General features: G+C 77.1%; 11 protein-coding genes. 8 read left to right on the top strand and 3 right to left on the bottom strand.

Annotated elements, in window-relative coordinates; translation table 11 throughout:
• Window positions 1–3: 3 nt before the first annotated feature.
• The 7 genes from FHU37_RS05505 to cobC all read left to right on the top strand — a co-directional run bounded on the left by FHU37_RS05505 (window position 4) and on the right by cobC (window position 7,626).
• Window positions 4–1,161 (top strand): cobalt-precorrin-5B (C(1))-methyltransferase, encoded by a 1,158-nt coding sequence (locus FHU37_RS05505; protein ID WP_179813091.1) that lies wholly within the window; start codon window positions 4–6, stop codon window positions 1,159–1,161.
• A complete protein-coding gene (gene cbiE / locus FHU37_RS05510; RefSeq protein WP_179813092.1) occupies window positions 1,149–2,651 on the top strand; it encodes a precorrin-6y C5,15-methyltransferase (decarboxylating) subunit CbiE in 1,503 nt (500 codons plus the stop codon). Before FHU37_RS05505 ends, cbiE begins: the two co-directional genes overlap by 13 nt.
• Entirely contained in the window at window positions 2,648–4,495 is a 1,848-nt protein-coding gene (gene cobJ, locus FHU37_RS05515; RefSeq protein ID WP_312892439.1) for a precorrin-3B C(17)-methyltransferase, read from the top strand. The genes cbiE and cobJ overlap by 4 nt, the downstream gene beginning before the upstream one ends.
• An 8-nt stretch (window positions 4,496–4,503) precedes the next feature.
• The gene (locus tag FHU37_RS05520) at window positions 4,504–4,764 is read left to right on the top strand and encodes a 4Fe-4S dicluster domain-containing protein (RefSeq protein WP_312892440.1); all 261 of its coding nucleotides are present in this window, start codon (window positions 4,504–4,506) and stop codon (window positions 4,762–4,764) included.
• Complete coding sequence (locus FHU37_RS05525) at window positions 4,761–5,327, top strand: precorrin-8X methylmutase (protein ID WP_179813094.1); 567 nt, start codon at window positions 4,761–4,763, stop codon at window positions 5,325–5,327. Before FHU37_RS05520 ends, FHU37_RS05525 begins: the two co-directional genes overlap by 4 nt.
• Window positions 5,328–5,447: 120 nt before the next feature.
• Window positions 5,448–6,467 carry a sirohydrochlorin chelatase gene (locus tag FHU37_RS05530; protein ID WP_179813095.1) on the top strand — a complete coding sequence of 340 codons (1,020 nt, stop codon included), beginning with the start codon at window positions 5,448–5,450 and terminating at the stop codon, window positions 6,465–6,467.
• Complete coding sequence (gene cobC / locus FHU37_RS05535; protein WP_179813096.1) at window positions 6,457–7,626, top strand: Rv2231c family histidinol phosphate aminotransferase CobC; 1,170 nt, start codon at window positions 6,457–6,459, stop codon at window positions 7,624–7,626. The genes FHU37_RS05530 and cobC overlap by 11 nt, the downstream gene beginning before the upstream one ends.
• A gap of 224 nt (window positions 7,627–7,850) precedes the next feature.
• On the opposite strand, the gene FHU37_RS05540 is transcribed toward cobC, so the two are convergent.
• Window positions 7,851–8,345 carry a MarR family winged helix-turn-helix transcriptional regulator gene (locus FHU37_RS05540; protein ID WP_246449583.1) on the bottom strand — a complete coding sequence of 165 codons (495 nt, stop codon included), beginning with the start codon at window positions 8,343–8,345 and terminating at the stop codon, window positions 7,851–7,853.
• Window positions 8,346–8,450: 105 nt separating this feature from the next.
• Between FHU37_RS05540 and FHU37_RS28880 the strand changes: the two genes are divergently transcribed.
• Window positions 8,451–9,548 (top strand): alpha/beta hydrolase family protein, encoded by a 1,098-nt coding sequence (locus FHU37_RS28880; protein ID WP_281394600.1) that lies wholly within the window; start codon window positions 8,451–8,453, stop codon window positions 9,546–9,548.
• A 38-nt stretch (window positions 9,549–9,586) separates the two neighbouring features.
• On the opposite strand, the gene FHU37_RS05550 is transcribed toward FHU37_RS28880, so the two are convergent.
• Window positions 9,587–11,077, bottom strand: coding sequence for a nucleobase:cation symporter-2 family protein (locus FHU37_RS05550; protein ID WP_312892442.1), 1,491 nt, complete (start codon window positions 11,075–11,077; stop codon window positions 9,587–9,589).
• 166 nt (window positions 11,078–11,243) lie between these two features.
• Window positions 11,244–12,257, bottom strand: a complete 1,014-nt coding sequence (locus FHU37_RS05555; RefSeq protein ID WP_179813097.1) for an alpha/beta hydrolase — start codon at window positions 12,255–12,257, stop codon at window positions 11,244–11,246.
• Window positions 12,258–12,452 lie beyond the last annotated feature (195 nt).

A 12,452-nucleotide genomic window follows, 5' to 3' on the forward strand; every position in this document is an offset into this window, starting at 1 on the left:
GCGATGACCAGCGACGGCCCCGAGCTGCGCGAACCCGATCTGCCGCGCACCGCCAAGGTCCGCCCGCGCGCCCTGCGCACCGGCTGGACCACCGGCACCTGCGCCTCGGCGGCGGCCCGCGCCGCCGCCCTCCACCTCGTCACCGGCCGGCCGCAGCCGGTCGTGGAGGTCGCGCTGCCCTCCGGCCGCCGCGTCACCTTCGCCACCGAACGCTGCGAACTGCTCCGCCCCGGCCGGGCCGAGGCCGTGGTGGTCAAGGACGCCGGGGACGACCCCGACGTCACCCACGGGGCGCACATCACCGCGACCGTCACCCGCCGCGCCGAGCCCGGCCTCGACCTGCACGGCGGCGTCGGCGTCGGCGTGGTCACCAAGCCCGGCCTCGGCCTGGAGGTGGGCGGCCCCGCCATCAACCCCACGCCCCGCGCGATGATCACCCGCGCGGTGGGCGAGGTCGTCGACCTGGAGCGGGAAGGACTCCAGGTGACGATCAGCGTGCCCGAGGGCGAGCGGATGGCCCGCAAGACCACGAACGCCCGGCTCGGCATCATCGGCGGCATCTCCATCCTCGGCACGACCGGCATCGTCCGCCCGTTCTCCACCGCCTCCTGGCGCTCCAGCGTCGAGCAGGCCGTCTCCGTCGCCGCCGCGCAGCGGGCGCCGGCCGTGGTGCTGTGCACCGGCGGGCGCACCGAGCGCGGCGCCATGGACGCCCTGCCCCAGCTGCCGGAGGTGAGCTTCATCGAGGTCGGCGACTTCACCGGCGCCGCGCTGCGCCGCGCGGTCGAACACGGCGTGCCGACCGTCGCCTTCGTCGGCATGGTGGGCAAACTGACCAAGATCGCCTCCGGGATCCTGATGACCCACTACACCCGCTCCAAGGTGGACGTCGGCGTGCTCGCCGAGATCACCCGGGCGGTGGGCGGCGGCGACGACCTGGCCGCCGAGGTCGCCGTGGCCAACACCGGCCGCCACGCCTACGAGCTGTGGGAGGCCGCCGGGCTGCTCCCGGTGGCCGGCTACGAGCTGTGCCGGAGGGTGGCGGAGGTCATGGAGCGGTTCACCGAGGGCCGCGTGCGGGGCGAGGCGGCCATGGTCGACTTCACCGGCCGCACCATGGTCGCCGCGCACGGCGGAGGGCTGCTGCCATGCCTGCCCTGACCCCCCGTCCGCACGGCCCCGCCCCCGCCGCCGGCCCCACCGGCCGGGCGCGGATCACCGTGCTGGGCTGCGGCACCTCGCCCGGCGAGACGGTGCCCCCGGCCGCCCGCGAGGCCCTGGGACGCGCCACGCTGCTGCTGGGCGCGCGGCGCCACCTGACGGAGCACCCGGCCGCGGCCGCCGTCCCCCCGGGGACGCGGCGCGTCGTCCTCGGGCCGCTGGCCCCGGCGCTGGACGCGGTGGCCGAGCGGCTGCGCGGCGGGGACGGGCAGGTGGTCGTGCTGGCCTCCGGCGACCCGGGGTTCTTCGGCATCGTCCGGGCGCTCGCCGAGCGCTTCGGCGCCGAGGCCCTCGACGTGCACCCCTCCGTGCCCTCCGTCGCCCGCGCCTTCGCGCGTACCGGACTGACCTGGGACGACGCCGCGGTGGTGAGCGCCCACGGGCGGGAGCTGCGCACCGCCGTGAACGTCTGCCGGGCCCACCCGAAGACGGCCGTGCTCACCGGCCCGGGAGCCGGCCCCGCCGAACTCGGCGCCGCGCTGCGCGGCACCGACCGCCTGCTGGTGGTCGGCACCGACCTCGGCGGGCCCGGCGAGCGCCTGGAACGGGTCACCCCCGAGCAGGCCGCCGCCCGCAACTGGCCGGCCGTCAGCGTCGTGCTCTGCCTGGACCCGGATCCGGCCCGCTGGCTCTCCCCCCGCCCCGCCGCGCTGGCCGGCCCGCCGCGCCCCGGCGACGCCCCGACCGGGGGCGCCGGCCGGCCGCCGGGCCCGCACCCCGGCTGGGCGCTGCCCGAGGACGCCTTCGAACACCGCGACTCCATGATCACCAAGGCCGAGGTGCGGGCGCTGGCGCTCGCCCGCCTCGCGCCGCGCCCGGGCACCCTGGTGTGGGACATCGGCTCCGGCTCCGGCTCGGTGGCGGTGGAGTGCGCCCGGCTCGGATCCGCCGTCACCGCCGTCGAACGCGACCCCGAGCAGGTCCGGCGGATCACCGCGAACGCCGCCGCGCACGGCGTGCCGGTCACCGTGGTGCACGGCAGCGCCCCCGAGGCGCTGCCCGAGCTGACCGCCTCCGGCGGCGCCCCGGACGCCGTCTTCGTCGGCGGCGGCGGGATCGACGCCGTGGCCGCCTGCGCGGCCGTCGCCCGGCGGGCCGTGGTGGTCACCCTCGCCGCGATCGACCGGGTACCGGCCGCGCGGGCGGCGCTCGGCGCGGCCGGGCTGGCCGTGGACGGGGTGCTGCTGCAGTCTTCCCGACTGGCCCCGCTGCCCGGCGACGCCTGGCGGCTGGCCGCCACCAACCCGGTGTTCGTGCTGTGGGGCGTGCGCGACCACCCGCCCGCGCCCGGGCCCGGGCCCGTCCCCGAGCCGGACCACGCCGGCGGGTGGGCCCGCGCCGACGCACCGCCGGCACCCGCCACCCCACCCGTCCCCCACCACCCGCGGCAGCACCGCGACCACACCGCACCGCCAGGAGAACAGCCGTGAGCCACGCCACTGACCGCGCCACCGGACCGATCGGCCTGGTGGCCGCGACGGCGGCGGGCCGGGCCGCCGGTGACCGCCTCGCCGCCGCCTGGCCGGACCACACCCGGCGCTACGACGGCCCGGTCGGCCCCGCGCTGCGCACCGCCTTCGCCGAGTGCCGCGCCGTGGTCGCCTTCCTGGCCACCGGCGCCACCGTCCGCGTCCTCGCCCCGCTGCTCGGGGAGAAGACCACCGACCCCGCCGTGGTCTGCGTGGACGAGGCCGGCCGGCACGCCGTCGCGCTGCTCGGCGGCCACGCCGGCGGCGCCAACGCGCTCGCCGCCCGGGTCGCCGAGGTGCTGGGTGCCCGAGCGGTCGTCACCACCGCCACCGACGCCGCCGGCGTCCCGGGCCTGGACACCCTCGGCATGCCGGCCGGCGGCGACCTCGCCGCGGTCACCCGCGCCGTGCTCGACGGCCTCCCGGTGCTGCTGGAACAGGACACCGTCGACGGGCGGTTCCTGCCGCTGCCGCCCCTACCGGAGAACGTCCGGCCCGGGTACGCCTTCCCGGCCGGCGCCACCCCGGCCGCCGTGCTCCGCGTCACCGACCGCACCACCGGCGCCGGACACCCCGACCCCGCCGCGCCGCGGACCCCGGACGCCCCGGAGGCTCCGGACGCCCCGCCGGGAGGCGGCGACCGGCCCGGCCCGGCCCTCGCCGTGCCGCCGGAAGCACCCGTCGCGGTGCTCCGCCCCGCCTCCCTGGTGCTCGGTCTCGGCGCCTCCCGCGGCGTTGCGGCCGAGGAGGTCCTCCACCTCGTCGCCACCACGCTGCGCGAGGCCGGCCTGTCCCCGGACAGCGTCGACCGGCTCGCCACCGTCGACCTCAAGGCCGACGAGGAGGGCCTGCTCGCCGCGGCCGAACAACTCGGCCTCCCGCTCGACCTCCACCCCGTCGAGGCCCTGGCCGCCGTGACCGTGCCCAACCCCTCCGAGGTGGTCCGCGGCGCCGTCGGCACACCCAGCGTCAGCGAGGCCGCCGCCCTCGCCTCCGCCGGCGACGGCGCCGAACTCGCCGTCCCCAAGCGGAAGTCCGCCATGTGCACGGTGGCCGTCGCCCGGCGCCGGCCGCGCGGCCGGCTGGCCCTGGTCGGCCTCGGCCCCGGCGCCCGCGACCTGCTCACCCCGCGCGCCCGCGCCGAGCTGCGCCGCGCCTCCCACCTGGTCGGCCTCGACCAGTACGTCGAGCAGATCCGCGACCTGCTGCGCCCCGGTACCCGGGTGCTGGCCAGCGGCCTCGGCGCGGAGGAGGAGCGCGCCCGCACCGCCGTGCGCCTCGCCGAGCGGGGCCACGCCGTGGCGCTGATCGGCAGCGGCGACGCCGGCGTCTACGCGATGGCCTCGCCCGCGCTCCAGCAGGCGGGCGACGACATCGACGTCGTCGGCGTCCCCGGGATCACCGCCGCCGCGGCGGCCGCCGCCATCCTCGGGGCCCCGCTCGGCCACGACCACGCCTCGATCAGCCTGTCCGACCTGCACACCCCCTGGGAGGTCATCGAGCGCCGGGTCCGGGCGGCGGCCGAGGGCGACTTCGTCGTCACCTTCTACAACCCGCGCAGCGCCGGGCGCGACTGGCAGCTCCCGGCAGCGCTGGCCATCCTCGGCGAGCACCGCGACCCCGCCACCCCGGTGGGCGTGGTGCACGGCGCCACCCGGGCCGACGAGCGCACCACCGTCACCACGCTCGGCGAGCTGGACGTGACCATCGTCGACATGACCACCGTCGTCGTGGTCGGCAACACCGCCACCCGCGTCGTGGCCGGACGCGTCGTCACCCCGCGCGGCTACCGGTGGCAGGAATGACCGCCGCCGTGACCGTGACCACCCGCTGCCAGGGCTGCGGCGCCTGCCTGCTGACCTGCCCGGAACGCGCCATCCGCCCGCACGGCGCACCCCTGCTGGTGCTCGCGCGGGCGTGCACCGGCTGCGGCGAGTGCGTCGAGGTCTGCCCGGTGGACGCCATCGAGTTCACCACCCCGACCGCCCCGACCACCCCCGCCCGCACCCCCGCGACCGCCGCCGCCCCGTCCGCCACCGCCGCCCCGTCCGCCCCGAGGAGCGTTCGCCGATGACCCGCGTCGTGCACCCCATCGAGCAGGAGTCCTACCGCATCCTGCGCTCCCGGGTGGACACCTCCCACCTGCCGCCGCTCACCCGCGCCGTCGTGGAACGGGTGATCCACGCCAGCGCCGACCTCGACTACCTCGACGAGACCGTCTGCCAGGAGGAACACCTCGCCGCGGCCGTGCGGGCGCTGCGCGCCGGCGCGCCGATCGTCGCCGACGTGGAGATGGTGGCCGCCGGCATCACCGCCCGGCGCGCCCTGTGCCGGGTGCGCGAGGCGAGCGCCGGCGACGGACTGACCCGCTCGGCCGCCGCCGTGCGCCTCGCCCTCGACGAGGTCGGCCCGGGCGCCGTGTGGGTGGTCGGCTGCGCCCCCACCGCCCTGGAGGAACTGATCCGGCTGGACGCCCGGCCGGCGCTGGTCGTCGGCATGCCGGTCGGCTTCGTCGGCGCCGCCGAGTCCAAGGAGCACCTGCGCGCCAGCGGACTCCCCTCGGTCACCAACCGCTCCGAGAAGGGCGGTTCGGCCGTGGCCGCCGCCGCGGTCAACGCCCTGCTCTACGCCGTCTGACCGCCCGAGCCGGGCGCCCGCCCGCGACCGCCTCCGCCGCCCCGCCCGAACGACACCGCCGGTGCGCGCCCACCGGCGCCGGCCGCCCGGCCGACCGGGCCCCAGAAAGGACCGCCGCACATGACCCCGCCCTCCCCGTCCGCGACGCCCTCCCCGTCCGAGACGCGTCCGCCGGCCGCCCCGGCGGACCGCACCGAACCGCCGGCCCTGCTGCTGGTCGGGCACGGCACCCGCGACGAGGGCGGCGCCGACGCCTTCCGGGACTTCGTCGAGTCGCTGCGCGGCCGGCTCCCCGGAGTGCCGGTCGGCGGCGGCTTCATCGAACTGTCCGCCCCGCCGCTGGCCGACGCCGTCGCCGACCTGGTCGGGGAGGGCGTGCGGGACTTCGCCGCGGTGCCGCTCGTGCTGGTCTCGGCCGGACACGCCAAGGGCGACATCCCCGCGGCGCTGCACCGGGAACGGCTCCGCCACCCGGGCATCCGCTACGGCTACGGCCGCCCGCTCGGGCCGCACCCCAACCTGCTGGCCGTGCTGGAACGCCGGCTCGACGCGGTGCTGGACCCGGCCGACCGCGCCGGCACCACCGTCCTGCTGGTCGGCCGCGGCTCCAGCGACCCGGACGCCAACGCCGAGGTGTACAAGGTCGCCCGGCTGCTGTGGGAGGGACGCGGCCTGGCCGGGGTGGAGACCGCGTTCGTCTCGCTGGCCGATCCGGACGTGCCCGCCGGGCTGGACCGCTGCCGCCGGCTGGGCGCCGAGCGCGTCGTGGTGCTGCCGTACTTCCTGTTCACCGGCGTCCTGCCGGACCGGGTGGTGGAGCAGTCGCACCAGTGGGGCGCCCGCCACCCGGAGGTGGACCTGCGGGTCGCCGACGTCATGGGCGCCACCGAGGAACTCGCCGAACTCGTGGTCGAGCGGTACCGGGAGACCCTCCGGGGCGACCTGCGGATGAACTGCGACACCTGCATCTACCGGGTCTCGCTGCCCGGCTTCGAGGAGCGCGTCGGCGCGCCCCAGCAGCCCCACCACCACCCCGACGACCCGGGACACCACCACGGGCACTCCCACCATCACGGACACCACCACGACCACGGCCCCCACGCCCCCCACCCCCACGGGGCCGACGGCCATGGCCACTGAGACCCAGGCCCCGGCCGCCCCCGCCCCGGCGCCCCCGGCCGCACCCCGCGACGCCCCCACCGCCCCGGCGGTGGACGAGACCGCGCTGCGCCACCACGGCGACGCGGAGGTCGCGCCCGGCCTGGTCGACCTCGCCGTCAACGTCCGCGCCGGCACGCCCCCGCCCTGGCTGCGCCGGGTGCTGGCCGGCGCCATGGAGAACCTGGCCGCCTACCCCGACGCCGCTCCGGCCCACCGCGCGGTCGCCGCCCGGCACGGCCGCCCGCCCGGCGAGGTGCTGCTGACCGCCGGCGCCGCCGAGGCGTTCGTGCTGCTGGCCCGCGTCCTGCGGCCCCGTCACGCGGCCGTCGTCCACCCGCAGTTCACCGAGCCGGAGGCCGCCCTGCGGGCCGCCGGACACGCCGTCCGACGGGTGCTGCTGCGCCCGGAGGACGGCTTCCGGCTGGATCCGGCGGCGGTGCCGGCCGAGGCCGACCTGGTGGTGGTGGGCAACCCCACCAATCCCACCTCGGTGCTCCATCCGGCCGCCGCGCTGGCCGAGCTGGCCCGCCCCGGCCGCACCCTGGTGGTGGACGAGGCGTTCGTCGACACGGTGCCCGGCGAGCGCGAGTCGCTGGCCGGCCGGCGGGACCTGCCCGGCCTGGTGGTGCTGCGCAGCCTGACCAAGACGTGGGGGCTGGCCGGCCTGCGGGTGGGCTACCTGCTGGCCGACGAGCCGACGGTGACCGCGCTGCGGGACGCGCAGCCGCTGTGGCCGCTGTCCACCCCCGCCCTGGCCGCCGCCGTCGCCTGCGTCACGCCGGGCGCGCTCGCCGAGGCCGAGCGCGCCGCGGCGGCGTTGACCGGGGACCGCGAGCACCTGCTGGCCGCGCTGCGGGCGGTGCCGGGCGTGCGGCCGGTCACCCCGGCGGCCGGATCGTTCCTGCTGCTCCGTCTGCCCGACGGCCGCGGCGAGTCGACGCGGCGGGCGCTGCGCGACGCCGGCTGGGCGGTGCGCCGTGCCGACACCTTCCCGGGGCTGGGCCCGGACTGGATCCGCGTCGCCGTGCGGGACCGCGCGACCTCGGACGCCTTCGTCGCGGCGCTGGCCCGCGCGCTGCCCGGCGCGGCGGCCGCCACCCCCGCGGCCGCCACCCCGGTGTCCGCGGCCCACTGCTGACGACCACGTCCGACGCACCGGGTCACCCGTTCGGGTGAACTGTGGTCGGCGGTGGGCGCCGCCACCGCCGAAGGGGCTACCGTCACAGCACACAGCCCGTCCCCGCGACGGCTCCGGCGGGGGCGGGCCCGTGCGGCGCGGCCCCGTGAGCCCCCTGGCGGGCCACGGTCACCGGTCGCGGTCGCGTCACCCTCGCCGGCCGGCCGCCCGGTCCGCGCGGGAGGTCACGCCTCCGGGGTGACCAGGGCCGCGGTCCCGCTCCCCACGTCCTGGTCGGCGGCGGTGTCCGAATCCGCCGCGATCGCCCGCGAACAGCGCTCCAGGTAGTCGCGCAGCGTGGCCCGTTCCTCCGGGGTGAACGCCGCGCTGATCCGGCGCTCGATCCGCACCGCGCGCTCGTCGGCCAGGCGCAGGGCGGCCAGCCCCCGCTCGGTGAGCCGGGTCTCCAGGACGCTGCGGTGCCAGGGGTGGCGGCTGCGCTCCACCAGGCCGCGTTCCTCCAGGTTGCGCAGCACCACGGTCATCGCCTGCGGGGTCACCAGGCAGGCGCGGGCCAGCGCGGCCGCGGAGATGCCGGGGGAGTCGGCGAGGGCGAACAGCGCCGCGTACTGGGGGACGGTCAACCCGGCGGCCCGCACCGCGGCGTGCTTGGCAGCCATGAGTTCCTGCTCGACGCGCTTGAGGACGACCCCCAAGCGGTCCCCGGCTGGCATATCCATTCGGCCATCGTACAGATCTGGATGTTCGCAAAGACCTTTAGGGGCATCAAAGCTTTGATAGCGTTACGCATGCTGATGGTTACTCATGTGAAGGAGTCCGGCGCGATGCCCCGTTACGTCGACACCCCCGGAATGCTGCCCGTGTTCGCCCGGCTCACCCGCTCCCGCGCGATCGCTTCCGGGATCGACGGGCACCAGTACGACACGGTCACCGGCGGGCTCGCTCGACTGCGGGACTGGCCGGCCCGCTTCCTGGCCACCGGCCGGGCGCACCGGGCGCGGGCCGAGGAGGCCGCCGCCGACGGACGGCGGCGCTCCGCCGGGCAGGCGTTCCAGCACGCGGCGCGGTGGTGCCACTTCGCCACCGTGCTGCCGCACCCGGACCGGGAGACGGCCGCGGCGGCGGCCGCGGAGGCCGAGGAGTGCTGGCACGCGGCGCTGGGCCACCTCGATCCGGACGCCGCCGTGCTGGTGCAGGAGGACCCGGAGACCGGCTTCCGCGGCGTGCTGCGCCGACCACGGCCGCGCCCCCGCCCGGGCGCTCGGGCGGGGGAGGAGGCGGGGGCGGCCGGCGTGGTGGTCCTGGTCCCCGGCATGGACTCGACCGCCGTCGAGTTCCACACGATGGCCGACGAACTGCTCGTCCGGGGCGTGGCCGTCCTGGCCATCGACGGGCCCGGGCAGGGCCGGCTGGCCGCCACCACCGTGCTGCAACCCGAGTACCACCGGGTGGTCGCCGGCGCCCTGGACGCCCTCAAGGAGCACGACGGGCTCGACCTGGAGCGGGTCGGGGTGCTCGCGCTCAGCCTGGGCGGCTTCTACGGGGCGCTCTCCGCGGCCCGCGACCCGCGGATCCGGGCCGCCGTCACGGTCAGTGGACCGTCCACGCTGGAGTGGGACGCGCTGGCGCCCTACGTGGTGGAGACCCTGGTGCAGCGCGCCGGCGGGCGGGCGGCGGCCCGGCGGTTCGCCCGCGCGGTGGACGTGACCGGTTTCGCGGCCGGCATCGACTGCCCGCTGCGGGTGGTGGACGGCGGCGGCGACGTCATCCCGGGCGTGGCCAACGGCGCCCCGCTGGCCCACCTCGCCCCGGAGGGGGAGTACCTGCTGGTGCCGGACGGCGACCACCTGGTGCAGAACGCCCGGTGGGCCTGGCTCCCGGACACCGCAGACTGGCTGGTGGGCCGGCTGGCGGCCGTCTGAGCGGGCGCCTGAGCGGGCGGGGCGGCGGGGGCGGGGGCCTAGGAGCCGGCGGCGGAGGTGGTCGGTGTCGGGGCGGCGTCGGCGCCGCCGTGGCCCGCTCCGCCCTCCGCCCGCCCGTCGGTCGGCGCGGCGGGTCCGGCCGGGGGCGTCGCGGCCTTGGCGGTGCCGTCGTCCCGGAGGCGGCTGCCCGGGCCGTGGTTGAACAGCAGGTTCAGCGTGAAGGCGACGATCACGGTGCTGGTGATGGCGCTGCCCGCGATGGTCTCCACCTCCCGCGGCAGGTTGCTGTAGATGTCCGGGGCGGCCTCGGGGAGCATGCCCACGCCGATGGAGACGGCGATGATCAGCAGGTTGGAGTTGTTCTCGAAGCTCACCGTGCGCAGCGTGCGGATGCCCACGGCCGTCACCGTCGCGAACATCACCAGTCCGGCGCCGCCCACCACCGGCGCGGGGAGCGAGGCGACCACCTCGCCGAGCTTGGGCACCAGGCCCAGCAGGAAGAGCATCACGCCGGCCGCCGTCACCACGAAGCGGCTGCGCACCCGGCTCATCTCCACCAGGCCGACGTTCTGCGCGAAGGCGGTGTCCAGGAAGGAGTTCATCGAGCCGGCCAGCAGGCCGGACAGGCCGTCGGCGGCGAGCCCGCGGGCCAGGTCGGCGCGGGAGAGCCGGCGCCCGGTCATGTCCGCCACGGCCAGCATGTCGGCGGTGGACTCGGTGAAGATCACCAGCATCACCGTGCACATCGCGACGATCGCCGCGACGTGGAACTCCGGCGGGCCGAAGTGGAAGGGCGCGGCCAGCCCGATCCACGCGGCGTCGCCGACGGTGGAGAAGTCGGTCAGCCCCATCGGCAGCGCGACAAGCGTGCCCAGCACCAGCCCGATCAGCACGGCGAGCTGGGCGACCAGCCCGCGGCCCCACCGGCTGATCGCCACGATCACCACGACGATCCCGGCGGCCAGGGCGAGGTTGCGCGGCGAGGCGTAGTCGGCCGCCTCGGGGTCGTTGCCGACGATGAGCCCGCCGGAGACGCCGATCAGCGAGAGCCCGATCACCGTCACCACGGTGCCGCTGACCAGCGGGGGGAAGAAGCGCACGACGCGGGCGAACGGGACGGCGAGGGCCAGGCCGAAGACGCCGGCGACCAGCATGGCGCCGTACAGCGCCGGCATGCCGTACTCGTTGCCGATCAGGATCATCGGCGAGACGGCGGCGAAGGTGGCGCCGGCCACCACGGGCAGGCGGACGCCGAGGAGGCGGCCGACGCCCAGCGACTGGATCACCGTGACGATGCCGGCCACCAGCAGGTCGGCGTTGATCAGCAGCCCGATGGTCGAGGTGTCCAGACCGACCGCGGCCCCGAAGACCAGCGGCACCGTGACGCAGCCGGTGTACATGGCCAGCACGTGCTGCAGGCCGAGGACGAACAGGCGGGAGACCGGGGGAACCTGGTCCACCGGGTGCTTGGCGCCCGTGGCGGTGGTGCCGCCCGGGGCGGTGGGGGGTGACGAGTCGACAGTGGACACGGGGACTCCTGCGAACCGGAAAGCGGAATAGATCTTTCGAGTCGCAGAATTCACCGCGGATGTTGTTCGGTCATGTCATGGGCATTGCACTCGCGTTACGCGCCCCGCCGGCCATCCGCGACCCCCGCGCCCCGCCCCCGTCCCCGCGCCCCGCGCCCCGCCCCGCCTACGCCAGGTAGGCGTCGATCCAGCGGGCCATCTCGGCGTACACCTGCCGCCGCACCGGCTCGGCGGAGAGCACCAGGTCGTGGATGCCGCCCTCGATCCGCACCACCGTGACGTGCCGCCCCAGTCGCACGGCCAGCCGGGCGATCGCCTCGGCGTCGAGCACCGCGTCCAGCTGCCGGATGGACTCGTCCCACACCTTCACCCGCCCGCTGGCCGTCGAGGACATGGACAGGATCGGCACGTCCACCGCCAGCCCGCGCGCCACCTCCCGGTGCCCGCGCCGCACCGCCGCCAGCCAGCCGGCCACCACCGGGAACGCCTCCACCGGCTTCCAGCGCAGGTCGTACTCCCACTCGCCGCGGTGCGAGCGGTGCAGGCTGTGCCCGTAGTGCACGTTGAGCGTGCTCGGCACCCGCCACAGCGGCGACCGCCGGGCGATCAGCTCCACCCCGCGCGACGCCACCCGGCGGGTCACCAGGTCGGCGTTCAGCTCCAGGAACGGGCTGTTCAGGATCAGCCCCTGGACCAGCCCGCGCCCCGCCCGGTGGTGCGCCCACAGCGGCAGGATCAGCCCGCCGGTGGAATGGGCGTTGGCCAGGACGACGTCGTGACCGTCCTCCTCCCGGATAATCCGCACCGCCTCGTCCAGCTCCTCCGCGTAGGCCGCGAGGCTGCGGACGTAGTTCGGCGTGTGGTGCGGCCGCAGCGAGCGCCCGTACTTGCGCAGGTCCAGGGCGTAGAAGTCCCAGCCGCGCTCGGCGTGGAAGTCCGCCAGCCCGGTCTGGAAGAAGTAGTCCACGAACCCGTGCAGGTACAGCACCGCCCGCCGGGTCGTCCCCGGACGCCCCCCGGCCCAGCGCCGGACCAGCGTGGCGACGACCTCCCCCTCCTCGTCGGGCCGCAGCGGCAGCGTGCGCGCCTGGTAGCCCTCACCGAGCACGTCCGGCCGCCACGGCGACCCCCCGTCACCGGCGTCCCGGGCGACGCCGTCCACTTCCTCTGCCTCCCACATGCTGGAAGTCTGCCACGGCGGATCCGGATCGGGACCGGATGAGTCGATCACCGTTCGGGACGCGACCGGACGCCGATCACCCCCGTCCGTGACGTCCCGGCGGACCGGGCCTCGTAACCCGATCGGCCGATGATCGTTGCAACGGGCGAGGCCGCACGCCAGGCGGCCCGCCGAAGGGTCCGTGTCCGCTGGGCC

This window comes from Allostreptomyces psammosilenae (assembly GCF_013407765.1).
Taxonomy (GTDB): Bacteria; Actinomycetota; Actinomycetes; order Streptomycetales; family Streptomycetaceae; genus Allostreptomyces; species Allostreptomyces psammosilenae.

What these genes read in the sequence shown, in the direction of transcription:
- FHU37_RS05505 (WP_179813091.1), top strand. Translation starts at nt 4, where the DNA reads ATGACCAGCGACGGCCCCGAGCTGCGCGAACCCGATCTGCCGCGCACC.
- cbiE (WP_179813092.1), top strand. Translation starts at nt 1,149, where the DNA reads ATGCCTGCCCTGACCCCCCGTCCGCACGGCCCCGCCCCCGCCGCCGGC.
- FHU37_RS05525 (WP_179813094.1), top strand. Translation starts at nt 4,761, where the DNA reads ATGACCCGCGTCGTGCACCCCATCGAGCAGGAGTCCTACCGCATCCTG.
- FHU37_RS05530 (WP_179813095.1), top strand. Translation starts at nt 5,448, where the DNA reads ATGACCCCGCCCTCCCCGTCCGCGACGCCCTCCCCGTCCGAGACGCGT.
- cobC (WP_179813096.1), top strand. Translation starts at nt 6,457, where the DNA reads ATGGCCACTGAGACCCAGGCCCCGGCCGCCCCCGCCCCGGCGCCCCCG.
- FHU37_RS05540 (WP_246449583.1), bottom strand. Translation starts at nt 8,345, where the DNA reads ATGGATATGCCAGCCGGGGACCGCTTGGGGGTCGTCCTCAAGCGCGTC.
- FHU37_RS28880 (WP_281394600.1), top strand. Translation starts at nt 8,451, where the DNA reads ATGCCCCGTTACGTCGACACCCCCGGAATGCTGCCCGTGTTCGCCCGG.
- FHU37_RS05555 (WP_179813097.1), bottom strand. Translation starts at nt 12,257, where the DNA reads ATGTGGGAGGCAGAGGAAGTGGACGGCGTCGCCCGGGACGCCGGTGAC.